The organism is Streptomyces pratensis, assembly GCF_037137275.1.
Classification (GTDB): Bacteria; Actinomycetota; Actinomycetes; order Streptomycetales; family Streptomycetaceae; genus Streptomyces; species Streptomyces pratensis_B.
On sequence record NZ_JBBBEN010000091.1, the window covers coordinates 41,531 to 65,211 of the forward strand.

Consider the following 23,681-nt stretch of genomic DNA (forward strand, 5'->3'; position numbering starts at 1 on the left):
CGGTCGATTCGCTATTTCGGGCGATGGGTCCGTGTTTCGTGTGTGTTCGTGCACGGCGCGTGCTCTTGTCGGCCGCCGGAAAATGACGTGCGCCCGCCCGTAGGCTGGATGCCATGACCGCAACGGGGGAAGACCGGGAGGCGGCGGGATCGACCACCCGCGGCTACTGGTGGTGGGAGCGGCGGCGCGGTGCCGCCCTGGACGTGGGGCTGGCGCTGGTGTCGGCGCTGGAGTGCGGACTGGAGGGGGTCGACTTCGCCCGGAACGCCGGGCTGCCGGTGCCGGTGGGCGTGGTGTTCGGGGTGCTCGCGGGGTCGGTGCTGGCAGTGCGGCGGCGGTGGCCGATCGTCGTGGTGCTGGTGTCGATCGCGACGACGCCGGCCGAGATGGGCTTCCTGATGGGCCTGGTCGGTCTGTACACGCTGGCCGCGTCCGAGGCGCCGCGCCGGATCACCGTCGTGCTGGCGGGGATGTCCCTGGTGGGGACGTTCATCGTCACGTATGTGCGGCTGCGGCAGAGCGTGGCCGAGCAGGCGGACTTCGGGCCGGGTGACTGGTATGTGCCCTTGGTGTCCGTCTTCATGTCCGTGGGGATGACGGCTCCGTCCGTGTTGCTCGGTCTCTACATAGGGGCCCGTCGGCGGTTGATGGAGAGCCTGCGGGAGCGGGCGGACTCGTTGGAGCGGGAGTTGTCGCTGCTGGCGGACCGGGCCGAGGAGCGGGCCGAGTGGGCGCGTACGGAAGAGCGGACCCGGATCGCCCGGGAGATGCACGACGTGGTCGCCCATCGGGTGAGCTTGATGGTGGTCCATGCGGCGGCCCTTCAGGCGGTCGCGCCGAAGGACCCGGCGAAGGCGGTGCGGAACGCGGCGCTGGTGGGGGACATGGGCCGGCAGGCGCTCACGGAGCTGCGCGAGATGCTGGGCGTTCTGCGATCCGGGGACGCGTTGACGGCGTCCGCCGCTGTGGGCGCGGTTCCGTTGGCGTCGGTGGGGCAGGCGGTCGCGGCGGCCGAGGCGGCTTCTTCCGAGGACGGCCCCCGGCTGGACGAGGTGGAGGCGCTGGTGGCGCAGTCACGGGAGGCGGGGATGACCGTCGAGCTGTCGGTGGACGGTGAGCTGCGGCCGTATCCGCCCGAGGTGGAGCAGACGGCGTTCCGGGTGGTGCAGGAGGCCCTGACGAACGTGCACAAGCACGCGGCGGGCGCGAGGACGTGGGTGCGGCTCGCGCATCGGGAGGCCGAGGTGGCGATGCAGGTGGAGAACGGTCCTTCGGACGCGGCGGTGGCCGACGCGGGCCTGCCGAGCGGGGGGAACGGGCTGGTGGGGATGCGGGAGCGGGTGCTGGGGCTGGGGGGCGTGTTCGTTTCCGGGCCGACGGAGGCGGGCGGTTTCCGTGTCTCGGCGGTTCTGCCGGACAGTTCGGGTTCTGCGGACGGGCTCTGAGGGGTTCGGAGGGGTTCTGGCGGGCTCTGGTGGTCCGGGGGGTCTCTGGGCTCGCCGGTGCGGGCGCCGCTGCCGGTGTGGTGGGCGCCGGTGGGGGCGAACGGTCCTGGGCCGGGGCCCGGGGCGGTGTGTCAGGCCGATGTGAGACGGGTCGGCTGGGTCCCTGTGATGAGAGTGGCGAGGGCTTCGTCGATGTCGGCGCCCAGGTACCAGTCCCCGGTGTGGTCGATGCTGTACACGCGTCCCTCGGCGTCGATGGCCAGGACGGCCTGCTCCTCGCCCTCGGCCCCGAGGGGGCTGACCTCGGTCTCCAGTGCGCGGCCGAGATCGCCGAGGGTGCGGGCGAGGTGGAGCCCGTGCAGGGGGTCGATGTGCACGGTGGCGGGGGCGATGTGCCGGCCGGGGGCGGACGCGCTGATGTGGAGGCCGCCGAACTCCGCCCAGGCCTCGACGGCGGCGGGGAAGACGGCGTGCCGGTGGCCGGCGGGGGAGGCGTGGGAGCGCAGGGCGTCGGCCCATTCCTCGGCCCGGCGGATGTCCCAGCGTCCGGGTTGCCAGCCTGCTTCGCGCAGGGCGGCGTCGACGGCGACGGGGAAGCGGGTGGTGGTGTGCTGTTCGCGGTCGCGCATCGGTGGGCGGTCAGCCCTTCTCGGCGGTGGTGGCCGCGCCGGTGGAGGTGAGGTCGACGGGGCGTACGCCGAAGTGGGACAGGAGGGCCGAGCAGGAGCGGCAGGGCGGTGCGTAGCTGCCGTGGAGGGGGTCGCCGTCCTCGCGGATGCGGCGGGCGGTGAGCCGGGAGTGCTTGAGGGCGCGGCGGGCTTCGCCGTTGGTCAGTGGTTTTCGCTGGGCGCGTTTGGAACGGCTGCTCTCGGCCGCGGTGAGCTGGCGGGAGAGCAGTATGGCTTCGGGGCAGCGTCCGGTGAAGCGTTCGCGCCGGCCGCTGCCGAGGGCGTCGAGGAAGTCCTGGACGAGCGGGTGCAGTACGGGTGGTTGGTCCCCTTTGCCCGCGGTGCAGGTGAGCGTCTCCCCGCGTACGGACAGGGCGGCGGCCACGGCGGGGAGAATCCCGTCGCGGCGGTGGAGCAGGCGGGGCGTGGGGCTGGTTTTGGTGGTGCTCCAGCTGAGTCGCGGGTCGCCTGCTGTGACTGTTTGTGCCGAATGCATCGTGCTGTCGTCCCTCCCTGCAATCCCCCGAGTTGCGGGGACAGCCTGCCAAATGTGCCAGGTGGTGGGGAAGCTGGGGCGGCGAAAGGGGGCCGCGTGTCGCTCGGACGGGGGCGGCGGTCGCCTCGCTGTCACGTGGTTGTGACCGTTGGTGACGGGTGCGGCAGGGCGGGATCGTCCGGTGTCCCACCGCTTAGGCTGTGCGGAACACCGGACGCAGCAGGGGGCAACCGCCATGACGACAGGTCGGCTCGGGCAGCAAGCCGCGCCACCGAACGCGGCCTATGCCGGGCAGGTCGTGCACTTCCCGGACCCGGTCCGGGCTTCTCGCCACCCCGGTGGGGTGCGGATGGGCGCGCAGGGCCACCCGGATTTCTCGCCGTACGCGCGTGCCGCCGCGGAGATCGCCGATCCGCCGCAGGGGTTCGGTATCGACGAGTTGCGTCTGACCGACTACGTGTCGGCGAACGCGGCGATGGCGGCGAGTGGTCATGATCTGTGGGGGACGATCCCCGCGGTGGCGACTCCGCACGGCTGGACGTGGCATCACGTGGCGGGTGGGCGGCGGATGGAGTTGGTGCCGGTCGAGGTGAAGGCGCTGCTGCGCCATCACGGCGGCCTGGCGTCGACGGCGGTGGACCAGGAGCGGCGGGGGACCCGTCCGTTGGAGGAGACCCGTCCCACGCACTTCCGGTTGCCCAAGGGCGCTGTGGCGGTGAGTGAGCAGCAGATTCAAGGGGTCGAGGAGGATCTCGGCTACCGGTTGCCCGGTGCGTACCGTTCGTTCCTGAAGGCGGCGGGGGGTGCGGCGCCGGTGGGCGCGGCGCTCGACGCGGAGTTGGGGCTGCTGGTGGACCAGCCGTTCTTCACGGTGCGGGACGAGGCCGCGGTGAATGACCTGGTGTATGTGAACAAGTGCTTGCGGGATCACTTCACCAAGGACTTTCTGGGCGTCGCGTTCGTCCAGGGCGGGATTCTGGCGGTGAAGGTGCGGGGCCAGGAGCCGGGTTCGGTGTGGTTCTCCCCGTACGACGACGCCCGTGACCGGGACGGCTGGGGCGTGCAGGAGCGGGTGGAGCGGCTGCTGTTGCCCTGCGGTGCGGATTTCGACGTCTTCCTGCAGCGGCTGGCGGGGAATCCGCCGGAGCTGGAGACGGTGGCGAATCTGATGGTGGACGGTGGCTTCGCGCGGGCCGTCCCGGTGGAGGGGTGAGCGCGGTGGTGACTTTCGCGCAGGCGCAGGAGCGGGCGGACGAGTGGGTCAACGGTGATGTGCCCGCGTATCAGCATCGTGAGGTGCGGGTCCGTGAGTTCGACCGGGGTTTCGTGGTGTGGGCCGAGGATCGGGCGGAGGGCCCGGTCTCGGACGGGGGCCGTCAGCGGTTGGTGATCGCCCGGGACAGCGGTGAGGCGACGTTGTGGCCGGGGCTGCCGGTGGGTGAGGTGATCCGGCGGTACGAGGAGGAGTACGGGGCTTCGGCTGCCGTGCCGCCCGCGGCGCCGGAGCCCCCGCAGCGGGCGGATCTGCATCAGACGTCGTTCCTGTTGAGCCCTCCGGAGTGGCTCCAGGACGCGGCGGACCAGTTGGGCATTCCGGACCGGCGTGCGGAGAGGCGCGAGGCGGAGGCTGCGGCGCCGGGCGAGGGCGCAGGCCCCCGGGGGGCCGCGCCTTCCGCTCCGGCGGACGCGGGGGCCGAGGCGGTGCCTCCGTCCGGCTCCACGGCCGCTTCCGCCCCTTCCTCCTCCTCTTCTTCCGCCGGGGGCTCCGCCCCGTCCTGGCCCGCCGCCGGTGGGGGCGACGGGTATGACCCGACCGCGTCGGACGGGGTGTCCGCGGGGTCGACGCCGTGGGCGGGGACGGACACGAACGGGGACCTGGACGACGGGGCGGTGCCCCTGCCCGCGACGGTGTTCGCGCCGCCGCTCTCCGGGACGGACGACGAGGGGACTCTGCCGCCGGTGGTCCCGGCCGAGGCGCCCACCGCGCTGATGTCCGGGGGGAGCCAGCTGCCGCGTACGCAGGTGGCCCCCGTGCTCCGGCCGGAGCCGGACTCCCCGGACGCCGGTGAGATCGCGGACGCGGCCACGAGCAAGGCCGCGGTGCCGCCGCGTGGGTCGCGCGGGGGCGCGCCCACTTTGCCGCCGCCGGGTGTCCCCGAGGCACGCCCCGGTGCGACGCCGCCGCCGCCTTCGGGTCCGGGTGCGCCCGGTGCTCCGGTGGGCGGGTACGTGCCGACGCGGCTCGTCTCCCAGCTCGGTCCGCCGGGCGCCACGCCGCCTCCGGGCCCGCCGGGCCCCCCGCCTCCGCCGCCCGGCTCCACGCCGCCTCCGGGTCCGCCCGGTACGCCGCCTCCGCCTCCGGGGCCCACGCCGCCCCCGGGGGGCGGGGTCCACCATGCGGCCACGATGCTCGCCGACGGCGGCAGCATCGGCGGGGGCGCACCGAGGCCCGGTGCGCCGCGGCCTCCGGGTCCGCCCGGTGCTCCGGGGGCCCCGCAGCCGCCCGGCCCGCCCGGCCCGCCGCCTCCGCCGCCTGGTTCCACGCCGCCTCCCGGTGGCGGGGTCCACCAGGCGGAGACGATGTTCGCCGCTCCCGGCCAGGGCGGTCCGCCCGGCCCGCCCGGTCCGCCGGGGGCTTCGCAGGGCGGGGCTCCGGGTCCCGTACCGCCCCCGCCGCCCGGTCCGCACACTCCGCCGCCCCCGGCGTACGGCTATCCGCAGCAGCCCACCGGTCGGCCGACCGTGGGCCCCGGCTACCAGGCCGTGCTGCGGTTCCGCGCCCCCGACGGCAGCGAGCAGCAGCTGATCCGCCGCTCGGCGCCGGGCACCCCGCACCCGGAGTGGCAGATGCTGCACGAGCTGCGGGCGATGAACGTGCCGCCGCAGCAGGTCATCGAGCTGCACACGGAGCTGGAGTCCTGTGAGCTGCCGGGCGGTTACTGCGCCCGGATGATCCGGGAGACCTGGCCGCAGGTGCGGATCACCAGCGTCGCCCCGTACGGCGCGGACCACCTGAGCCGCCAGCAGGGCATGCGGCATCTGCTGACGCACCAGGGTGAGCTGCACCAGGTGGCGGACGGCCCCGCGCGGCCGGCGCCGGTGCGGGCCCCGTTGCCGCAGATGCCGCCCGCGCCGGTGCTGCCGCCGGAGGCGGTGGCCGAGGAGCTGGTGCAGGCGTTCGGACCGCAGGGCGTTCTGCGGTTCGACCAGCGGGCCGTGTCCCGTCAGGGTGTGCCGGAGGTCGTCGCGAGGACTCTGGTGTGGGCGGGCCTGCCCGCCGATTTCGGGCCGTTCTTCTGGGCGCAGCCGGGGCAGCCGGTGGTGCCGACGCTGGCCGAGCTGGCGGCTCAGCGGCAGGTGCAGCCCGCGCCGGACGCGGGGTCGTATCTGGTGGTGGGCACGGACTTCGGCCGGGCGGTCTGTGTGCAGTACGGGACGGCGAACATCGTGGCCGTACCGGTGGAGGCCGGCCCGGGCGGGCAGCCGTCGCCCCCGCAGTTCGTGAACACGGGGCTGCCGGAGTTCGTGCGGTCGATGGCGTTGCTGGGCCGGATGTGGCGGCTCCGGTACGGGCTGAACCCGGAGCAGGCGGGCCGTTGGACCGTCGATTTCCAGGCACAGCTGATGGCGTTGGACCCGGCGGCGCTGGCGTCGCCGGAGAGCTGGTGGTCGGTGCTGCTGGAGCAGATGTGGGACGGGCTGCTCTGACGCGTACGGGCGGCTGACGCGCCGCAGCGGGACGACGAGGCGCCCGGGTCCGGGGAGGGGCCGGGCGCCTCGTCGTGTGCCCGGTGGCCGGCGGCGCGGTCGCTGCCGTCCTGAATGAGCTGATCGATTCCGACTTCCGGCCGAATTGCCGCATCCTTGACGTGTCGCTGGGTGTCGAAGCGTGTGGGTGAGTCGGAGAGAGGTTTCAGGGATGAGTGCTGGACCGGGGTCCGCGTTCGACGTCGTCGGTGTGCGGGGGCGTGGTTACCGCCAGGATCAGGTGGACCGGAGGGTGGCGGCCCTGACGGCCGAGCGGGAGTCGGCGCTCGCGGAGGCCGCCCGGCTGACGGACCGGGTGGAGGAGCTGTCGGAGCGGGCCACCCGGCTGGCGGAGACCGTCGCGGCGCTGCCGGTGCAGGACTACGCGGAGCTGGGGGAGCGGGCGCAGCGGATTCTGGCGCTGGCGGAGAGCGAGGCCGAGGCGCTGCACGCGGAGGCGGTGGCGGCGGGCCAGGCGTTGCAGGAGGCCGCGGAGGCGGAGGGCCGAGCGGCGGCGGACGCGGCGCGGAAGGCGGCCGACGCGGTGCGGGGGGCGGCTGCGTCGGCGGCGGAGGAACGCGTCGCCGATGCGGTCCGGGAGGCGGAGGGGGTTCTCGCCGCGGCCCGGGAGGACGCGGAGGAGGTGCGGGCGGCCGCCGAGTCCGCGATGGAGGAGACGCGTAGCCGTACGGCGAGTGTCCTGGCGCACCAGGAGCAGGAGCACGCCGAGCGCCTCAAGGAGACGGAGGCCGCGCTGGCCGCCGAGGACGCGGCGTCCGCGGCGCGGTACGCGGAGCTGACCGAGCGGGCGGAGGCACTGCTCGCGGAGGCGGTGCGCGGTTTCGCGGAGGCGGAGGAGGCGGCCCGCCACGGCCAGGAGGACGCGGAGGCGCGGGCGGCGGAGCTGCTGGCGGAGGCCCGGGTCCGCGAGGAGCGGGTGGTCCGGGAGACGGAGCGGATTCTGCGGGAGCACGAGGAGGGCCGCGAGGAGGTCCAGGCGCACATGGCGCATGTGCGCAGTTCGCTGGCGGCGCTGACGGGGCGGGTGACGGCGGGGCCGGAGGACTGAGGCCTCTGGGGCCGGTGCGACTGGAGAGGCCGGTGCGGCCGGTCCTTGAGGCCGCTGCGGGCCGCACGGGCGCCGGCGGCGCCGCTGCCCTGGGTCGCAGTCGGTACTCGGCGCTGATCTCCGGTGCGTACACGCGGTGGGACAAGCCGCTGCCGGAGGCGTACGACCACCCGGGCAGCGCACGGCGTCTGGCGGTGCTCGGTGACGTGGCCGACGAGCTGGGGGCGACGGCGAACCGGGTGGTGCCGGCCTGGCTGATGGCCGGCGACCCGCCCGTCATTCGATCGTGGGCGTCAGCTCGGTCGAGCAGTTGGACGAGGTTTTGGGCGCGGTGGAGCTGCGTCTGCCGGAGGAGTCGCGGGCCCGCCTGGACGCGGCGGCGCTCACTCCGGCCGCCGGGGTATGACGCCGGCCGCCGGGGGCGCGCCCCCGGCCCGTGGGGTGTTCAGCGACCCGATGTCCGGCCGCGCACCGTGTCGAGGGCGTGGGCCAGGCGCTGGACGGCCGTCGGCACCGCCTGGTCCGTGAGGTTCCCGTAGCCGATGACGAGGGCGGTCGGGCCCGCGCCGGTGGTCGTCGGCGCCATGCGGTAGTCGTCCAGGCTCGCCACGCGTACGTAGCGACCGGGGCGCGTCAGGCGGTGCGGCGGGCGGGGCCTTCCGCGACGGCCGCGTCGACGAACACGGCCAGGGCGGTGGGGAGGACGAGGGCGGGTCCGTGAGGGTTCTCGCTGGCACGGGCGGGGGCAGCGCCAGGAAACGGTCCGCCACCTGGACGCAGGCGCCACCCTCGCAGGCGTCCTGCCCGACACAGGCGTCCTCACGACCGGCCCTCCCCGGCGCCTCGATGTCACCGGCGCCCAGGACCTGGAACCTCAAGGCGACGTGAGGTCGACCCTCCACCCCGAGCGCCCGCCGTGCCGGCTTCTGCGGCCAGCCGGTCGAGGCCGGGGGCCGGTCGGGCCGGGACGGCGGTGGCGCGGCCGCCCGGCCGGACGGCGGGGTCCGGGAGGGGCCCGCGAGAAGCCGCCCCTACTCGCTGTGCGCGATCTGGATCAGGTTGCCGCAGGTGTCGTCCAGCACGGCAGTGGTGACGGGGCCCATGGCCAGCGGCTCCTGGGTGAAGTGCACGCCGAGCCCGCGCAGGCGGGCGTGCTCCGCCCGTACGTCGTCCACGGCGAAGGACGCGGCGGGGATGCCGTCCTCGGCCAGTGCCGTCGTGTACGGCTTGACCGCCGGGTGCTTGTCGGGCTCCAGCAGCAGTTCGGGGCCGTCGGGGCTCTCCGGCGAGACCACGGTCAGCCAGCGGTCCTCGCCGCCCATCGGCACGTCGTGCTTCTTCACGAAGCCCAGCACGTCCGTGTAGAAGCGCAGAGCCTTCTCCTGGTCGTCGACGAAGACGCTGGTCAGATGGATTTTCATGGGGTGCTCTCCGGGGCGTCGGGTCTGAGCCACCGGCTCACGATGTGCTCAAGGGGTCCGGTGGTCAGGTCGTGGAACTTGTAGCGGCCCTGGCGTCGGGAGGCGACCAGGCCCGCCGACTCCAGCACGGCCAGGTGCTGGCTGATCGCCTGGCGGGACAGCCCCAGGCCGTGCTTGGTCGTCAGCCGTGCGCATATCTCGAACAGTGTCTGGCCGTTCCGCTCCGCCAGCTCGTCGAGGATGCGCCGCCGCGTCGGATCGGCCAGGGCCTTGAAGACATCGTCCGCCATGACCACACGATAGGCAAGTGCAGGCTTGCCTATCAAGCGGGGGCGGGCATCCCGGCCGGCGCCTCCGGGCTCAGGGCTCCCGGCCGCCGTCCGCCTCGGGGATCACCGGGAAGCGGCGCGGAGCGAGGGCGACCAGGGCGAGCAGGGCCAGGGCGGCGGCCCCGGCGGCGCCTGTGTAGACGTGGTCGACCGCCGCGTCCACCGCCCGGCGCAGATGGTCCGTAGCGGCCGCGGGGAGGGCGCCCGGGTCCTCCAGGGCGCGGGCGACGGCGTCCAGGTCGTCGGGAAGGCCGGGTGCGGGTGCGTCGGTCAGCCGGGAGGCGAGGACGCCGTTGGCGACGGCCCCGAAGAGCGCCGCGCCGACGCTCTGGCCGACCTGGCGGCAGAAGAGGACGGACGCCGTCGTCGTACCGCGCTCCGACCAGCCGACCGTCGACTGGACGCCCACGATCAGCGGGAGCTGGAACAGCCCGAGGGCCGCGCCGAGCAGCAGCATGATCAGCGCGGGCTGCCAGGGAGCGCCCGGGTAGGGCAGCAGCGGGAAGGCCAGCAGGATCAGCAGGGCGGCGCTCATCCCGGTGATCGCGGTCAGCCGGAAGCCGATGCGGTTGTAGACCCGGTCGGACAGTGCCGCCGACACCGGCCAGCTCAGGGTCATCACGGAGAGCACGAACCCGGCGGCGATCGGCCCGAGCCCCAGGACCGCCTGCGCGTACGTGGGCAGGAAGACGGTCGGCGCGACCATCAGCAGGCCCATCGCGCCGAGCGCCAGGTTGACCGAGGCGATGGTGCGCCGCCGCCAGACCCAGCCGGGGATGATCGGCTCCGCCGCCCGCCGTTCGATGGCGACGGTCAGCGCGGCCAGCGCCGCGCTCGCCCCGAACAGGCCGAGCGAGGGCGCGGAGAGCCAGGACCAGGCGACGCCGCCCTGGACGAGCGCGGTGATCAGCAGGGTGCCCGTGGCGAACACGGCGAGCGCCCCCGCCCAGTCGACGCGGGGGCGGGCGGTCGGGCGGGGGCGCGAGGGCTCGTGGAGGTGGCGGACGACCAGCCAGAGGGCGACGGCTCCGACGGGAAGGTTGACCAGGAAGATCCACCGCCAGTCGGCATAGCCGGCGAGCAGCCCGCCGACCACCGGCCCGGCGACCGAGGACGTGGCCCAGACGGTGGACAGCTTCGCCTGGATGCGCGGACGCTCCTTCAGCGGATAGAGGTCGGCGGCGATGGTCTGCACCGTGCCCTGGAGCGCCCCGCCGCCCAGGCCCTGGACGATGCGGAAGGCGATGAGCGCGGTCATGTTCCAGGCGGCGGCGCAGAGCGCCGAGCCGGCCAGGAACAGGATGATCCCGGCGATCAGGACCGGCTTGCGCCCGAAGGTGTCCGAGAGCTTTCCGTACAGCGGGAGCGTGACGGTGACGGCGAGGAGATAGCCGGAGAAGAGCCAGGAGAAGACGGTGAAGCCGCCGAGGTCGCCGACGATCTGGGGGACGGCGGTGGACACGATGGTCCCGTCGATGGCGGCCAGCGCCATGCCGAGCATGAGCGCCGCCACGACCGGTCGGCGTCCTCGGGGGGTGGTGAGGGGGCCGGGGGCGCCACGGGGCGGACTGCCCGTGTCGCCCGTGCGGCCCGTGTCGTCCGTACCGCTCGCGCCTGCTGTGCCCTCTGTGCCGCCCACCGGGTTCCCTTCCCTATGCACGTATCTTCCGGGCACTGTCTCACCCGGAACGGCCGGAGGGGGAGGGGAAGAGGGAGGAGGCGAGGGGTGGACGGGCGCCGTCGTCGTGCGGGCGCGGGGACGTGCGGGCTCGGACGTGCGGGCGGGGCGCGGGTGCTCGGACGGGCAGGCGGGGTGCGGAGGGGTGGGCGCGTGGGCGGGTCTGCGGGGTGCCGCCTTGCGGAGACGTGGGCGCGCGGCGCTGTGCGGACGAGCGGGGGCGCGGGCGGGCTTGCGGCCGGGTGCGGGTTTGCGGGGGGTGGACCTGCGGGGCGCGGGCCGGTGCGTGGGCGTGCCGGTCTCCGGCCTCGGTGATGGCTCCCGGCGGACTCGTCCGCTCCGGTCGGAGCGCCGGAGGGCGGACGGCGGAGGAGACCCTGATCCTCCCCCCTGCCAGGGGGTGAACTCCCCTAGGGGGCGCCCCCGCATAGGGGCCAGGGCCCGTTCCTCCCGGCGGAGGACGTGGCGGGGGAGTGCGTTTCCTTAGCCTGTTCCTACGTCGCGCTTGCGGCACGCAGCGGGGGAGACGGGCGGAAGAGCCGGTGGGGGCTGGTGGGGAAAACCCCACCCTCAAGACTGCGCTGGGCACCATCGCGCCGGGACCCCTGCCGGAACCAGACTTCGGACTGTAATCAACGACGTCCAGTCATCGATCGACATAGGAGATAAACCGTGACAACGGCTGTAACCATTCCCAGGCACGGGGGCACTGGAGGGCGTACGGCCGTCGCGGCACGAGCGCGGCAGGTTGTGAAGGCGTACGGCACCGGGGAGACCCGGGTCGTCGCGCTCGACCACGTGGACGTGGACATCGCCCGCGGGCAGTTCACCGCCATCATGGGCCCGTCCGGCTCCGGCAAGTCGACCCTGATGCACTGCCTGGCCGGGCTCGACACGGCGACCTCGGGCGAGATCTTCCTCGACGAGACCGAGATCACCCAGCTCAAGGACAAGAAGCTCACCCAACTCCGGCGCGACCGCATCGGATTCATATTCCAGGCGTTCAACCTGCTCCCGACGCTCAATGCGATCGAGAACATCACGCTGCCGATGGACATCGCGGGCCGCAAGCCCGATGCCGCCTGGCTCCAGCAGGTCGTGGAGACCGTCGGGCTCGCCGAGCGCCTCAAGCACCGCCCGACGCAGCTCTCCGGCGGTCAGCAGCAGCGCGTCGCGGTCGCCAGGGCGCTCGCCGCCCGGCCGGAGATCATCTTCGGCGACGAGCCCACCGGCAACCTGGACTCGCGGGCCGGGGCCGAAGTCCTGGCCTTCCTCCGCAAGTCGGTCGACGAGCTGGGACAGACCATCGTCATGGTCACCCACGACCCCGTCGCCGCCTCCTACGCGGACCGGGTGCTGTATCTCGCCGACGGCTCCATCGTCGACGAGATGCACCACCCGACCGCGGACCAGGTCCTCGACCGTATGAAGCACTTCGACGCACGTGGGCGGACCTCATGACCGTCTGGAAGACCTCGATGCGCAACTTCCTCGCCCACAAGGGGAGGATGGCCCTCTCCGCCGTCGCGGTGCTGCTGTCCGTGGCATTCGTCTGCGGCACGCTCGTCTTCACCGACACGCTGAACGCCACCTTCGACAAGATCTTCGCGGTCACCTCGCCCGACGTCACCGTCAGCCCGAAGGAGGCCGCCGGGAACGACGAGCAGCCCGCCGACGGCAAGCCCGCCTCCCTGCCCGCCTCCGTCGTTCAGCAGGTGGAGAAGGCCGACGGGGTGAAGAAGGCCGAGGGAGCCGTCTTCTCCATGGCGGTCACCGTCGTCGACGGCGAGAACAAGAACATGGGCTCCGAGACCGGCGCCCCGACCATAGCGGGCAACTGGACCGAGAACGACCTGCGTTCGATGGAGATCACCTCCGGACACGCGCCCCGCGGCCCCACCGAGATGATGGTCGACGCCGACACGGCGAAGAAGCACCGGCTCAAGATCGGTGACGAGCTGCGCACCATCGCCGCCACCGGCGACTTCACGGCGAAGATCCGCGGCATCGCGTCCTTCACCGTCACCAACCCGGGCGCGGCCATGGTCTATTTCGACACCGGCACGGCCCAGAAGCACCTGCTGGGCGAGACCGGCGTCTTCACCCAGGTCTCGGTGACCGCGGAGGAAGGCGTCAGCGACACCCGGCTCAAGCAGAACGTGGCCGCGGTCCTCGACGGCTCCGGCGCCTACAGGCTCCAGACCCAGCAGGAGGCCGCCGACGCCAACAAGGACTCCATGGGCCCCTTCCTGGACGTCATGAAGTACGCCATGCTCGGCTTCGCCGGGATCGCCTTCCTCGTCGGCATCTTCCTCATCGTCAACACCTTCTCGATGCTGGTCGCCCAGCGGACCCGCGAGATCGGGCTGATGCGGGCCATCGGCTCCAGCCGCAAGCAGGTCAACCGCTCCGTGCTGGTGGAGGCGGTCCTTCTCGGCGTCGTCGGCTCAGTGCTCGGCGTCGCGGCGGGCGTCGGCCTCGCCGTCGGACTGATGAAGCTGATGAGCGCGGTGGGCATGGAGCTCTCCACCAAGGACCTCACCGTCGCCTGGACGACCCCCGTGACCGGCCTCGTGCTCGGCGTCGTCGTCACCGTCCTCGCCGCGTACATCCCGGCACGCCGGGCCGGAAAAATATCCCCGATGGCCGCGCTGCGCGACGCCGGGACCCCCGCCGACGGCCGGGCCGGCCGGGTCAGGGCCGTCATCGGCCTGGTCCTCACCGCGGCCGGCGGAGCGGCCCTGTGGGCGACGACGCAGGCCGACAAGGCGACCGAGGGGTCGATGTCCCTGGGCCTGGGCGTGCTGTTGACGCTGATCGGCTTCATCGTCATCGGCCCGCTGCTGGCCGGTGTGGTGGTCCGGGCCCTCGGCGTCGTGCTGCGGCTCTTCGGCCCGGTCGGCCGGCTGGCCGAGCGCAACGCACTGCGCAACCCCCGGCGCACGGGAGCGACCGGCGCCGCCCTGATGATCGGGCTCGCCCTGGTGGCCTGCCTCTCCGTCGTCGGGTCGTCCATGGTGGCTTCGGCCACCGAGGAGCTCGACCGGTCGGTGGGCGCGGACTTCATCGTCCAGGACGGCGGCTCCGGTCGGCCGATCGTCCCCCAGGCAGCCGAGGCCGTGCACGCGGTCCCCGGCCTGGAGCACGTGAGCGACTACACCTTCGTCAAGGCGAAGATCACCGCTCCGGACGGTTCGACGGAGGACGAGGGCCTTGTCGCCGCCGATCCGACGTACCAGCAGGACGTCCGCCGCACGGCCGTCTCCGGTGACCTCGCCAAGGCGTACGGCAAGGACGCCATGTCCGTGGGCGACACCTACGCCGAGCGGCACGGCGTCGAGGTCGGGGACACCCTGACCGTCGCGTTCACCGCGGGCGGGACGGCGAAGCTCAAGGTCGCCGCCATCACCTCGGACGACACCAACATCGACCGTGGCGCGATGTACACCAACCTGACGACGGCCGCCTCCTACGTCCCTGCCGACCGGATGCCGCAGAACGTGGTGATGTTCGCCAAGGCCGAGGAGGGCAAGGAGAAGGAGGCCTACGCGGCTCTCAAGAGCGCCCTCGCGGAGTATCCGGTCTACCAGGTGCAGAACCAGGCCGACTTCAAGGAGACGCTGAAGGACCAGATCGGGCAGTTGCTGAACATCGTGTACGGACTGCTCGCCCTGGCGATCATCGTCGCGGTCCTCGGCGTGGTGAACACCCTCGCCCTGTCCGTGGTCGAGCGGACCCGGGAGATCGGCCTGATGCGCGCCATCGGGCTCTCCCGTCGCCAGCTGCGCCGGATGATCCGGCTGGAGTCCGTGGTCATCGCCCTGTTCGGCGCGCTGCTCGGACTGGGGCTCGGCATGGGCTGGGGCACCGCCGCCCAGAAGCTGCTCGCCTTGGAGGGCCTGGAGGTTCTGGAGATACCCTGGCCCACGATTCTCACGGTCTTCGCCTGCTCCGCGCTCGTCGGGCTGTTCGCCGCCCTCGTCCCGGCCTTCCGTGCAGGTCGCATGAACGTCCTGAACGCCATCGCGACCGACGGGTGAGCCGGTGGACGGGCGGGCCGGGCCGGAGGCCGGGGCCAGCCGGTGGTCGGGTTCATCCAACGGTCGTGGTGATTCAACGGTCGTGGTGATTCGACGGTCGGGTTGATGCGCTGGGCGGGTTGATCCGCCAGGCAGGTTGATCCAACGGTCGGGTTGATCCGCCGGCCCGGAGTCCGGTCGGCATCGCCGGACCGTCCCGGTGCCACCGTAGGATGACCGGCAGGCCCCGGGGCGTTCCTCCAACCGCCCCGGGGCCGAGCCGTTCCCTCCCTCAGCGCCCCTCGGCGGGCTCCCGCCCCGCCGCTCAGGGGGCCTGCCGCCCCGAGGTCTCCGAGCCGGGCCGCGCCGTCTTCGTCGCTTCCGAGCCGGGCCCAGCCGCCACCTCCGAGCCGGGCCCAGCCGCTTCCGAGCCGGGCTCAGCGCCTTCGAGCCGGGCCGCGCCGTCTTCGCCGCTTCCGAGCCGGGCCCAGCCGCCTGGGAGCCGGGCCCAGCCGCTTCCGAGCCGGGCTCAGCGCCTTCGAGCCGGGCCCAGCCGTCTTCGCCGCTTCCGAGCCGGGCCCAGCCGCCTGGGAGCCGGGCCCCGTCCCGCGGGGGAGGAGCCGCCGCCTGTGCTCCGGAACCGGAGTCGCTCCCTCAACTCCCGGGCCGGGGAGCCCTTCCCGCTCCGGGCCCCCGAAGCACGGCGGCGCGTGTCAGGTTGTTGCACGCGGTCGCGGTGGCCCGTGCAGCAAGCTGACACGGCGGGCCCTCTCGTGGCGCGTTCCGCGCTGGCATCGTCGTCGGTGCCGGGACCACCCGGCGCCGACACCACAGCCGGAGGGGAAACGTGTCCAGTTCTTCGCTTTCGCAGAAGCAGCGCCACCGGGTCCGAGCCGCCTCCCTCGTCGCCGGGCTCGCCCTCGCCGCCGTCACGTTCGCCCCCGGGACCGCGTCTGCGGCCACCGGCCCCGCGGACCTGCCCGCCACCCCCGAGCACATCGCCCGGCTCGTCTGCACGGAGCTGTCGGGCCTCATCGGTCACCTGCCCGCGGAGTCCGGGCCGGTGCGGGTGTGCAAGCTCGTCAACGGCTGGGACTAGGACTGCCCGGCGTGATGCGGTTTCAGCTCCTGGGCCCGCTGGCCCTCGCGGACGGCCCCGACACCGTCGTCCTCCAGCCCTCCAAGCCCACGATCCTCCTCGCCGCACTTCTTCTGCACGCCAACTCCACTGTCTCCGCAGACTACTTGCAGCGCGCGGTGTGGGGTGAGGAGCAGCCCGCCACCGCCAGGGCCGCCCTCCAGACCTGTGTGCTGCGGCTGCGCAGACTGTTCTCCAAGCACGGGGTGGTCCGCACCTCCATCGAAGCGGTGCCCGGCGGCTACCGGATCACCGCCGAACCCCCCACGCTGGATCTCCTCGGCTTCCGCGACCAGGTGAGCCGGGCCGCCACCCTGGGCCGGGACCCGGAGGCCGAGCTCTACACCCTCAAGGACGCCCTGTCGCTCTGGCAGGGCTCGCTCCTGGCCAACGTCCGCTCCGACGTCCTGCACCGCGACGAGGTGCCCCGACTCGTGGAGGAGCGGCTGCGAGCGGTCGAGCGGGTCTGCGACCTGTTGCTCGGCCTGGGGCGCTGCGGCGAGGCGCTCGGCGACCTGTGGACCGCTACGCGCGTATACCCCGGGCATGAACGCTTCCATGAACAGCTCATCGAGGCGCTCTACCGCACCGGACGCCAGTCCCAGGCGCTCGCCGAGTACCGCAGAGTCAAGGGCTTCCTGTTGGAGGAGCTGGGTGTGGACCCCTCGCCCTCCCTCCGGCGACTGGAGCTGTCCATCCTGCGGGGCGAGGACCTCGGGTCGGGTGACCCGGCGGCCCCCCGGGTCATCCGGGGCGAGACCGTGGCCCCCACGGCCATCGCCCCCGGCCCGCTCACCGCCCCCGGCACCGGGCCCGTCCCCGCCGTACCGCACTTCACCGGGCGGGCGGCCGAGACCGAGGCGATGGCGGCCCGCCTCACCGCACCTCCGCCCCCCGGCCCCGAGGGGCGCCGGCCCCTCACGGTCCTGGTCTCCGGGGCTCCGGGGATCGGCAAGTCAGCCCTGGTGCAGCATGTCGCCCAGCGGGTGGGGGACGCCTTCCCCGCCGGGCAGTTACTCGTCAGGATGACCCGCCCGGACGGTGAGCCCCGTACGGTCGACGAGGTCGCCGCCGAAGTGGCCGCCGCCCTCGGCTCGTCGCGCGACGGCGGCCGTGCCCTGCTCGTCCTGGACGACGTGGTGGACGCCGACCAGGTGCGCCCGCTGCTCGTGCCCCCGGCCGGGGCCCCCGGGGGGCAGCCCGTCGGGCCGGACCTCGCCGTCGTCGTCACCAGCCGGATGGGGCTCGGCGGACTCATCGCCACCCACGGAGGCTGGGTGCAGCGGCTGACCGCTTTCGCCGAGGAGGAGTCGGCCGCCCTGCTGCTGGCCGCCCTGGGGGTCGAGCGGGTGGAGGCCGAACCGCGTGCGGCGCGTGAACTGGCCTCGCTCTGCGGGCACTTCCCGGCCGCCCTGAGCATCCTCACCGCCCGGCTGCTGACCCGCCCGGGGCTGCGGCTCACCGACGCCGTCGACTGGCTGGGCGACGACCCGCTCGCCCGGCTCACCCTGACCGACTCACCCGACCACTCGGTCGCCGGTCTCTTCGACCGGGCCCTGGACCGGCTCGACCCCCGGCTCACCGAGGCCTTCCTGCGGCTCGCGCAGGGCCCGCCGGAACTGCTGGCGGCCCAGGCGGACCCGGGCGCCGGCCACGGAGCCGTCCCCGAAGCCGTACGGGAGCGGCTGGCCGACGCCGGACTGCTGGAGGACGGCCCGCCGGGCCCGTACCGCATCCACGACCTGCTCCGCGCCCACGCACGAAGAACCTCCCGGATTCGTAACCGCCGCACAGAGAAGGTGTGATCCCCATGGCCGAGAGTGCCGCACCCGCCGCTACCCCAGCCGCCCCCGCCGAACCTCCCGCCCCGGCCGCCGCGTTCGACGCGCTCGCCGGGACCCGGCCGCGCATCCGCCGGGACGTGCTGTTCACCGAGACCCCCGGCGGGGTGCTCTTCCACAACGCCGACGGCGGCTTCCACCTCACCGGCCGCACCGCCTACCGCTTCGCCTCCCTCGTCGTCCCCCACCTGACCGGGCAGCACCGGCTGGCCGAGCTGTGCGCCGGATTCGGACCCGCGCAGCGGGCGATGGCCGCCGAACTGGTCAAGACCCTGTACGCGCGTAGCTTCGCCCGGGACATCCCCGAGACCTCTTCCGCCACGGACGCCCTCGGCGAGGAGAGCGCCGAACGGTTCGCCGCGCAGATCGCCTACGTCGACCACTACGCCGACGACGCCCCCGCCCGCTTCGCCCGCTACCGCGCCACCCGCGTCGCCGTCCTCGGCGACGACGAGACGGCCCGCTGGTGCGTGCTGAGCCTGCTGCGCAACGGCTGCGCCCGCGTCGGGGCCCTCCCCGGCGCCGCGTCCGGCGACGTCGCCGCCGAAGCCGCGGCCGTGGGCGCGGACATCGAGCCGATCGCCGGGACGGACGCCGGCTGGGCGGACCTGGACGGGTACGACGTCGTCGTGGTCACCGGCGCGGGCGCCGGGGCGCGCACCCACCGGCTGCTGGCCGCAGGGGTGCCGGAGGGCGCCACCCTCATCCCCGCCTGGCTGTTCGGCCGCCGCCTGGTCGTCGGGCCGCTGGCCACCGCCTCCTCCGCCGGCTGCTGGTCCTGTGCGCTGCTGCGCCTGGGCGGCAACGTCGACGCCGGAACGGCCGCCGAGCTGTGGAGCGAGGCGTCCGGGGCCGTGGCGACGTCGGACGACGCCCTGTCAGGTCCGGTCGCCGCGATGGTCGGCAACCTCGTCGGATACGAGATCTTCCGCCTGGCGACCGGGGCGCTGCCCGCGGAGACGGCGGGTCACGTCCTCGTGCAGGACCTCGCGTCGCTGGACGTGATGGCCGAACCGGTCCACCCCCACCCCCGGTGCGCCCGCTGCGCCCAGCTGACCGCCGACGAGCCCCCGGCCGCCCTGCCCGACGCGCTCGCGCTGCCCGTCACCGCGACCGTGGAGACCGCCCGCGACGCGGAGGACCTCGTCGACACGTTGAACCGGACCGGCACGGCGCTGGTCCGCCGGCACACCGGGGTCTTCCGGCGCTACGACGACGAGGAGCTGACCCAGACCCCGCTGAAGCTCAGCCGCGTCGAAGTGGCGCTCGGAGGAGGGGAGCGCCGCCGGATCGCCGCGTTCGACGTGCACCACCTGGCCGGGGCGCGTACCCGGGCGCTGTACGCGGCGGCCGAGGCGTACGTCGAGCACCTGGCGCCCCTGACGGGCGTCACCGGCGGCGGCGCGGGCGCGGCCGGCGGGTCGCGGGTGCTGGGGCCGGAGGCGTTGACCACCGGCGGCGGCACCGGGGCCGCGCCCACCGCGTGGGCCGTCGCGACCTCCCTGATCGGCAAGGACCCGGTGCGGGTGCCGGCCGCGGCCCTGCGCCCGTTCGGGCCGCGCAACCGCGACCGGGTCCACCTGGCGAGCCGCGCCGGTTCCGGGGCGGGCGGCAGCGCGGCGGAGGCGGCCGGCCAGGGGCTGCTGTCCGCGCTGGCGCACGACGCCCTGCTGCGCGCGGTGCGGGGGGCCACCCGGGTGAGCCCGGTGGCGGTCGGCGGCGACGACCCGGAGCTGGTGTTCCTGCTGAAGTCGGCCGGCAACCTGGACATCGCCGTGGACCTCCTGGACCTGGGTGAGGCGGACCGCACCTCCTCCCACGTGGTGCTGGCCCGCGAGGCGGACGGCCCGTTGGGGCAGGGCCGTTGGGCGGTCGGGGCCGGGCTGTCCCGGCGTACGGCGACCGCCTGCGCCCTTCGCGACCTGCTCGGCCAGGCACAGCTCGCCGCAGAGGACCCTCAGGCGGCGGTCGATCTCGGCGACCCGCTGGTGCCCGACCTCGCCGCCGCGTCGATCGCGGTCGGCGGCCGGTCCGTCGCCGCGGACGCGGCCATGACCACGTTCGACGCGGTGCTGGACCGACTGCGGTCCGCCGGGCGCGACGCCCTGTACGTGCCGACGACCCCGGCGGACCTGCCGGCGGGCGGCATCAGCACCGCCCGGGTGCTCCTCACGGTGGACGGCGAGGGCGGTCCCGATGCCCGTTGAGACCCGACCGCAGGCCCCGGAGCGCGGGGCGTCCGTACCGAGCGGCGCCCCCGTGCTGGCGGAGTCCACCCGGCTGCTGGCCCGGCTGCTGGGCGAGGGGCTGGCCCGGCACGGCGGGGCGGCGGCCACGGCCGTGCCGGACGTCGCCCCCCTCGGGGTGCGCGACGCGTTCGCGGCCGGCGACGGCGTGCCGGGCGGGCGGGTGCCGGTGCGCTTCTACGGGCGGCACGCCGTCGTCGGGCCGCTGCCCACGGCGGACGACGCCGGGCCGGGGCCCTGCGTCCGCTGCCTGGAGCGGCGTTGGCAGGGGGTGCGTTCCGTGGCCCTGCGCGAGGCGCTGGAGCTGGGCTCCGGCACCCGGGCGGCGGGCCCGTCCCCGTACATCACGCCGTTCGCCGCGGAGGCGCTCGCCGGGGTCATCGCCGCGCGTCTCCAGGGCGGCGGCCCCGCCACCGGGGCGTTCCCGGCCGTGCACCTCGTCGACCTCCAGACCCTGGGGGTGCGCCACTACCCGCTCGTCCCCGACCCGGAGTGCCCCGCCTGCGGTCGCCCGGAGCCGGACTGCGACGAGGCGGCGGCCCTCGCCCTGCGGCCCGCGCCCAAGCTGCGGCCCGGCAGCTTCCGGGTGCGGGACATCGGGGACTACGAGCTGCCCGTCGAGCCGTACGCCAACCCGGTCTGCGGCTCGCTCGGCCCCTCCGTAGTCCAGGACGTCGCCTCCACCTCCACCTCCGCCACCATCGGCTGCTTCTCGATGCGTTCGGGCCCCTATCTGCGCGAGACGTTCTGGGGCGGCCACGCCGACACCTTCGCCGAGAGCGTGCGCATCGGGGTGCTGGAAGGGCTCGAGCGGTACGCCGGAATGCGCTCGCGGGCCAAGCGCGCCCAGGTGCGGGCCAGCCTGGACGGGCTGTGGGCGGACGGCCGGGCCGTGCTGGACCCGCGCGTCTGCGGGCTCTACTCCGAGGACTTCCACCGGGCCAACCCCCGCGTCCTGCCCTTCACGTCGGACCGGGAGATCCCCTGGGTGCGCGGCTGGTCGCTGCGCGACGGGCACACCGTGCTGGTCCCGGAGGTGCTGACGTACTACCACGCGCCCGGCCTGGAGAACCGGTTCGTGCAGGAGAGCTCCAACGGTTGCGCGTCGGGCGGATGCCTGGAGGAGGCCGTCTACTTCGGGCTGATGGAGGTCGTCGAGCGGGACGCGTTCCTGCTCTCCTGGTACGGGCGGGCCGCGCTGCCCGAGATCGACCCCCGCACCAGCCGCCGCCCGGCCACCCGCCAGATGGTGGACCGGCTGGAGATGTACGGCTACGAGGCCCGGTTCTTCGACACCCGGATCACCTTCCCGATCCCCGTCGTCACCGGTGTCGCGGTCCGCCCCGACGGAGGGCCCGGCCGGATGTGCTTCGGCGCGGGGGCCGGGCTCGACCCGGAGGCGGCGCTCGCCGGGGCGCTCTGCGAGATCGCCACCGACGCCGTCAACCTCCAGGGCCGCACCGAGCGCGACGAGGACCGGCTGCGGGCCATGGCGAGCGACTTCACCAAGGTCGAGGCCCTGCACGACCACCCGCTGGCGTACGGCATCCCGGAGATGGGCGACCACGCCGACTTCCTGCTCGGCGCGCCCGGGGCCGTACGCCCGCCGGCCCGCTCCTTCGACGCGCTGTACGAGGGCGGGGAGCGGCCCCTGCTGCCGGTCTCCGACGATCTGCGCGAGGACCTGGAGCGGTGCGTGGACGCCGTCACCGCGGCCGGGTTCGACGTGATCGTCGTCGACCAGACGATGCCGGAGCAGCGGGAGCTGGGGCTGCGGACCGTGAGCGTCATCGTGCCGGGGCTGCTGCCGATCGACTTCGGCTGGAGCCGCCAGCGCGCCCTGGGCATGCCCCGGCTGCGCACCGCCCTGCGCGAGGCGGGTCTGCGGACGGCCGACCTCACCGACGCCGACCTCAACTCCGCGCCGCACCCGTTCCCATGACCGCGCCCGCGCCGCCCCCTCTTCCGCTGTGACCAAGGAGCTCGCCATGGGATACGCCCATGAATACGCCGACGCGATCATGCATCGCGGCCGGGTCCCGATGGACCCCGCGGACTACGTGCCGAACTGGCAGGACGGCCCCCGCAAGGCCAAGTTCTACCCGGGCGTGGACGCCTTCCCGCTGCCCGACGCCCCCTACCCGGCCGACGCGACGCTGGAGCGGGGCCTGCACGGGGACGGCGGCGGGCAGGGCGCGGCGTTCGACCTTTCCTCGCTCTCCGGGATGCTCCGCGACTCCTACGGGCTGACCGGCCGCCGCCTCGGCGTCCAGGCCAACACTGACCTGAACGCGCTGCCCTTCTATCCGCTGGCCAACTGGTCGCGCGGCTCCGCGTCCGGCGGCGGGCTCTACCCGGTGAGCGTGCACTGGGTGTCCGGGCCGAGCGGGCCCGTGGCGCCGGGCGTGCACTACTACTCCACCCGCCACCACACCATGCAGCGGCTGCTCACCGGTGACGTCTCCGGGCAGGTGCGGGAGGCGCTGGGGAAGGACGCGCCGGGCGCGGAGACCGACCAGTACCTGGTGCTGGGCGTCAAGTACTGGCAGAACTCCTTCAAGTACAACAGCTTCTCCTTCCACGCTGTCTCCATGGACCTCGGGGCCTGCCTCCAGACCTGGCGGATGTGGGCCGCCGCCCGGGGGCTGGCCGTGGAGCCCGCGCTCTGGTTCGACGAGGAACGCCTCGCCGGCCTGCTCGGGGTCGACCCGCGCGAGGAGGGCGTCTTCGCCGTCGTCCCGCTGAAGTGGGCCGGCTCTTCGGTGCGCCCGGCCGGGGCGGCCCGCGCCGCCTCCGCACGGGTGCGCCGCAAGGACGTCGAGCGCTCCAGGACGGTGCTCTCCTTCGACGCGCTGCTCCGCATGCAGGAGGCCACCTCTGCCGACGCCGCCGCCCGGCCCGCCCCCCACGCGCTGGACCCCGCCGCCGCGCACCCGGCCGACCCCGCGCTCCCCGAGGCGGTGCTGCCGCCGGCCCGGCCGCTGGAGGCCGACGTCCGCACCGCCCTGCGCGCCCGCCGCAGCAGCTTCGGCCGGTTCGACGCGCAGAGGCCGGTCACCGGCGACCGGCTGGCGGCCTGCCTGGCCGCCGCTGCCGCGGGGTCGCGGCTCGGCGGGGACACCGGCGGGGCACGGCTCGCGAAGCTGTACGCGTTCGTCAACCACGTCGAGGGGCTCGCCCCGGGCTCGTACGCCTACGACCCCGGGGCGCGCACTCTGAGGAGGGTCAAGGAGGGCAGGCCGGGGGAGTTCCTCCAGCGGAACTACTTCCTCTCCAACTACAACCTGGAGCAGGCCGGAGCCGTCCTGGTGCCGACCGTCCGCACCACCGCCGTCCTGGACGCGGTCGGCGACCGGGGATACCGGCTGGTCAACGCCACGATCGGGGCCATCGCCCAGTCCGTCTACACCGCCGCGGCCGCCGCGGACCTCGGCTGCGGGGTCGCGCTCGGTTTCGACAACATCTCCTACATCGAGGAACTCGGCCTCGAAGGGACCGGAGAGGCCCCCCTGCTGATCATGATGGTCGGGAACGAGCGCCCCGCCCCCGCCGACTTCCGCTACGAGATCGCCTGAGGGGGCGCC

The 23,681-nt window shown here is 74.2% G+C and carries 17 protein-coding genes; 11 read left to right on the plus strand and 6 right to left on the minus strand.

What is annotated here, in order from left to right:
* Nucleotides 1-113: 113 nt before the first annotated feature.
* Nucleotides 114-1,445 carry a sensor histidine kinase gene (locus V9U70_RS16345; RefSeq protein WP_336675959.1) on the plus strand — a complete coding sequence of 444 codons (1,332 nt, stop codon included), beginning with the start codon at nt 114-116 and terminating at the stop codon, nt 1,443-1,445.
* 131 nt (nt 1,446-1,576) lie between these two features.
* Here the strand turns inward: V9U70_RS16345 and V9U70_RS16350 are convergent, their stop codons facing one another.
* A complete protein-coding gene (locus V9U70_RS16350; RefSeq protein WP_336675960.1) occupies nt 1,577-2,074 on the minus strand; it encodes an SUKH-3 domain-containing protein in 498 nt (165 codons plus the stop codon).
* Between the two features lie 10 nt (nt 2,075-2,084).
* Nucleotides 2,085-2,609: a YwqJ-related putative deaminase gene (locus V9U70_RS16355; protein ID WP_336675961.1), complete on the minus strand. Its 525-nt coding sequence runs from the start codon at nt 2,607-2,609 to the stop codon at nt 2,085-2,087.
* Nucleotides 2,610-2,844: 235 nt separating this feature from the next.
* Here V9U70_RS16355 and V9U70_RS16360 point away from each other — a divergent pair, with 235 nt between their 5' ends.
* From V9U70_RS16360 to V9U70_RS16370, 3 genes are all read left to right on the plus strand, one after another.
* Entirely contained in the window at nt 2,845-3,822 is a 978-nt protein-coding gene (locus tag V9U70_RS16360; protein WP_336676127.1) for an SMI1/KNR4 family protein, read from the plus strand.
* Nucleotides 3,819-6,317 (plus strand): SUKH-4 family immunity protein, encoded by a 2,499-nt coding sequence (locus V9U70_RS16365; protein WP_336675963.1) that lies wholly within the window; start codon nt 3,819-3,821, stop codon nt 6,315-6,317. Before V9U70_RS16360 ends, V9U70_RS16365 begins: the two co-directional genes overlap by 4 nt.
* Before the next feature lie 211 nt (nt 6,318-6,528).
* Nucleotides 6,529-7,425 carry a coiled-coil domain-containing protein gene (locus V9U70_RS16370; protein ID WP_336675964.1) on the plus strand — a complete coding sequence of 299 codons (897 nt, stop codon included), beginning with the start codon at nt 6,529-6,531 and terminating at the stop codon, nt 7,423-7,425.
* A 445-nt stretch (nt 7,426-7,870) separates the two neighbouring features.
* Here V9U70_RS16370 and V9U70_RS16380 read toward each other — a convergent pair whose 3' ends face one another.
* The 4 genes from V9U70_RS16380 to V9U70_RS16395 form a co-directional block, all read right to left on the minus strand.
* Nucleotides 7,871-8,035 carry a hypothetical protein gene (locus V9U70_RS16380; RefSeq protein ID WP_336675965.1) on the minus strand — a complete coding sequence of 55 codons (165 nt, stop codon included), beginning with the start codon at nt 8,033-8,035 and terminating at the stop codon, nt 7,871-7,873.
* Between the two features lie 421 nt (nt 8,036-8,456).
* Nucleotides 8,457-8,846 carry a VOC family protein gene (locus V9U70_RS16385; protein WP_336675967.1) on the minus strand — a complete coding sequence of 130 codons (390 nt, stop codon included), beginning with the start codon at nt 8,844-8,846 and terminating at the stop codon, nt 8,457-8,459.
* Nucleotides 8,843-9,136: an ArsR/SmtB family transcription factor gene (locus V9U70_RS16390; RefSeq protein ID WP_336675969.1), complete on the minus strand. Its 294-nt coding sequence runs from the start codon at nt 9,134-9,136 to the stop codon at nt 8,843-8,845. The genes V9U70_RS16385 and V9U70_RS16390 overlap by 4 nt, the downstream gene beginning before the upstream one ends.
* Before the next feature lie 70 nt (nt 9,137-9,206).
* Complete coding sequence (locus V9U70_RS16395) at nt 9,207-10,814, minus strand: MFS transporter (protein WP_473828697.1); 1,608 nt, start codon at nt 10,812-10,814, stop codon at nt 9,207-9,209.
* Between the two features lie 711 nt (nt 10,815-11,525).
* On the opposite strand from V9U70_RS16395, the gene V9U70_RS16400 reads away from it, so the two are divergent.
* The 7 genes from V9U70_RS16400 to V9U70_RS16430 all read left to right on the plus strand — a co-directional run bounded on the left by V9U70_RS16400 (nt 11,526) and on the right by V9U70_RS16430 (nt 23,672).
* Nucleotides 11,526-12,314 (plus strand): ABC transporter ATP-binding protein, encoded by a 789-nt coding sequence (locus tag V9U70_RS16400; RefSeq protein WP_336675970.1) that lies wholly within the window; start codon nt 11,526-11,528, stop codon nt 12,312-12,314.
* Nucleotides 12,311-14,893 carry an ABC transporter permease gene (locus V9U70_RS16405; RefSeq protein ID WP_336675972.1) on the plus strand — a complete coding sequence of 861 codons (2,583 nt, stop codon included), beginning with the start codon at nt 12,311-12,313 and terminating at the stop codon, nt 14,891-14,893. Before V9U70_RS16400 ends, V9U70_RS16405 begins: the two co-directional genes overlap by 4 nt.
* Before the next feature lie 826 nt (nt 14,894-15,719).
* The gene (locus V9U70_RS16410; protein WP_336675973.1) at nt 15,720-15,971 is read left to right on the plus strand and encodes a hypothetical protein; all 252 of its coding nucleotides are present in this window, start codon (nt 15,720-15,722) and stop codon (nt 15,969-15,971) included.
* Between the two features lie 14 nt (nt 15,972-15,985).
* Nucleotides 15,986-17,815 (plus strand): AfsR/SARP family transcriptional regulator, encoded by a 1,830-nt coding sequence (locus V9U70_RS16415; RefSeq protein WP_336675974.1) that lies wholly within the window; start codon nt 15,986-15,988, stop codon nt 17,813-17,815.
* A 5-nt stretch (nt 17,816-17,820) separates the two neighbouring features.
* Nucleotides 17,821-20,058, plus strand: a complete 2,238-nt coding sequence (locus V9U70_RS16420) for a TOMM precursor leader peptide-binding protein (RefSeq protein ID WP_336675976.1) — start codon at nt 17,821-17,823, stop codon at nt 20,056-20,058.
* Nucleotides 20,048-22,039: a TOMM precursor leader peptide-binding protein gene (locus V9U70_RS16425; protein WP_336675977.1), complete on the plus strand. Its 1,992-nt coding sequence runs from the start codon at nt 20,048-20,050 to the stop codon at nt 22,037-22,039. The genes V9U70_RS16420 and V9U70_RS16425 overlap by 11 nt, the downstream gene beginning before the upstream one ends.
* A 46-nt stretch (nt 22,040-22,085) precedes the next feature.
* The gene (locus V9U70_RS16430; RefSeq protein WP_336675979.1) at nt 22,086-23,672 is read left to right on the plus strand and encodes a nitroreductase family protein; all 1,587 of its coding nucleotides are present in this window, start codon (nt 22,086-22,088) and stop codon (nt 23,670-23,672) included.
* Nucleotides 23,673-23,681: the final 9 nt, after the last annotated feature.

What these genes read in the sequence shown, in the direction of transcription:
- V9U70_RS16345 (WP_336675959.1), top strand. Translation starts at nt 114, where the DNA reads ATGACCGCAACGGGGGAAGACCGGGAGGCGGCGGGATCGACCACCCGC.
- V9U70_RS16350 (WP_336675960.1), bottom strand. Translation starts at nt 2,074, where the DNA reads ATGCGCGACCGCGAACAGCACACCACCACCCGCTTCCCCGTCGCCGTC.
- V9U70_RS16355 (WP_336675961.1), bottom strand. Translation starts at nt 2,609, where the DNA reads ATGCATTCGGCACAAACAGTCACAGCAGGCGACCCGCGACTCAGCTGG.
- V9U70_RS16360 (WP_336676127.1), top strand. Translation starts at nt 2,845, where the DNA reads ATGACGACAGGTCGGCTCGGGCAGCAAGCCGCGCCACCGAACGCGGCC.
- V9U70_RS16370 (WP_336675964.1), top strand. Translation starts at nt 6,529, where the DNA reads ATGAGTGCTGGACCGGGGTCCGCGTTCGACGTCGTCGGTGTGCGGGGG.
- V9U70_RS16385 (WP_336675967.1), bottom strand. Translation starts at nt 8,846, where the DNA reads ATGAAAATCCATCTGACCAGCGTCTTCGTCGACGACCAGGAGAAGGCT.
- V9U70_RS16390 (WP_336675969.1), bottom strand. Translation starts at nt 9,136, where the DNA reads ATGGCGGACGATGTCTTCAAGGCCCTGGCCGATCCGACGCGGCGGCGC.
- V9U70_RS16405 (WP_336675972.1), top strand. Translation starts at nt 12,311, where the DNA reads ATGACCGTCTGGAAGACCTCGATGCGCAACTTCCTCGCCCACAAGGGG.
- V9U70_RS16415 (WP_336675974.1), top strand. Translation starts at nt 15,986, where the DNA reads ATGCGGTTTCAGCTCCTGGGCCCGCTGGCCCTCGCGGACGGCCCCGAC.
- V9U70_RS16420 (WP_336675976.1), top strand. Translation starts at nt 17,821, where the DNA reads ATGGCCGAGAGTGCCGCACCCGCCGCTACCCCAGCCGCCCCCGCCGAA.
- V9U70_RS16425 (WP_336675977.1), top strand. Translation starts at nt 20,048, where the DNA reads ATGCCCGTTGAGACCCGACCGCAGGCCCCGGAGCGCGGGGCGTCCGTA.
- V9U70_RS16430 (WP_336675979.1), top strand. Translation starts at nt 22,086, where the DNA reads ATGGGATACGCCCATGAATACGCCGACGCGATCATGCATCGCGGCCGG.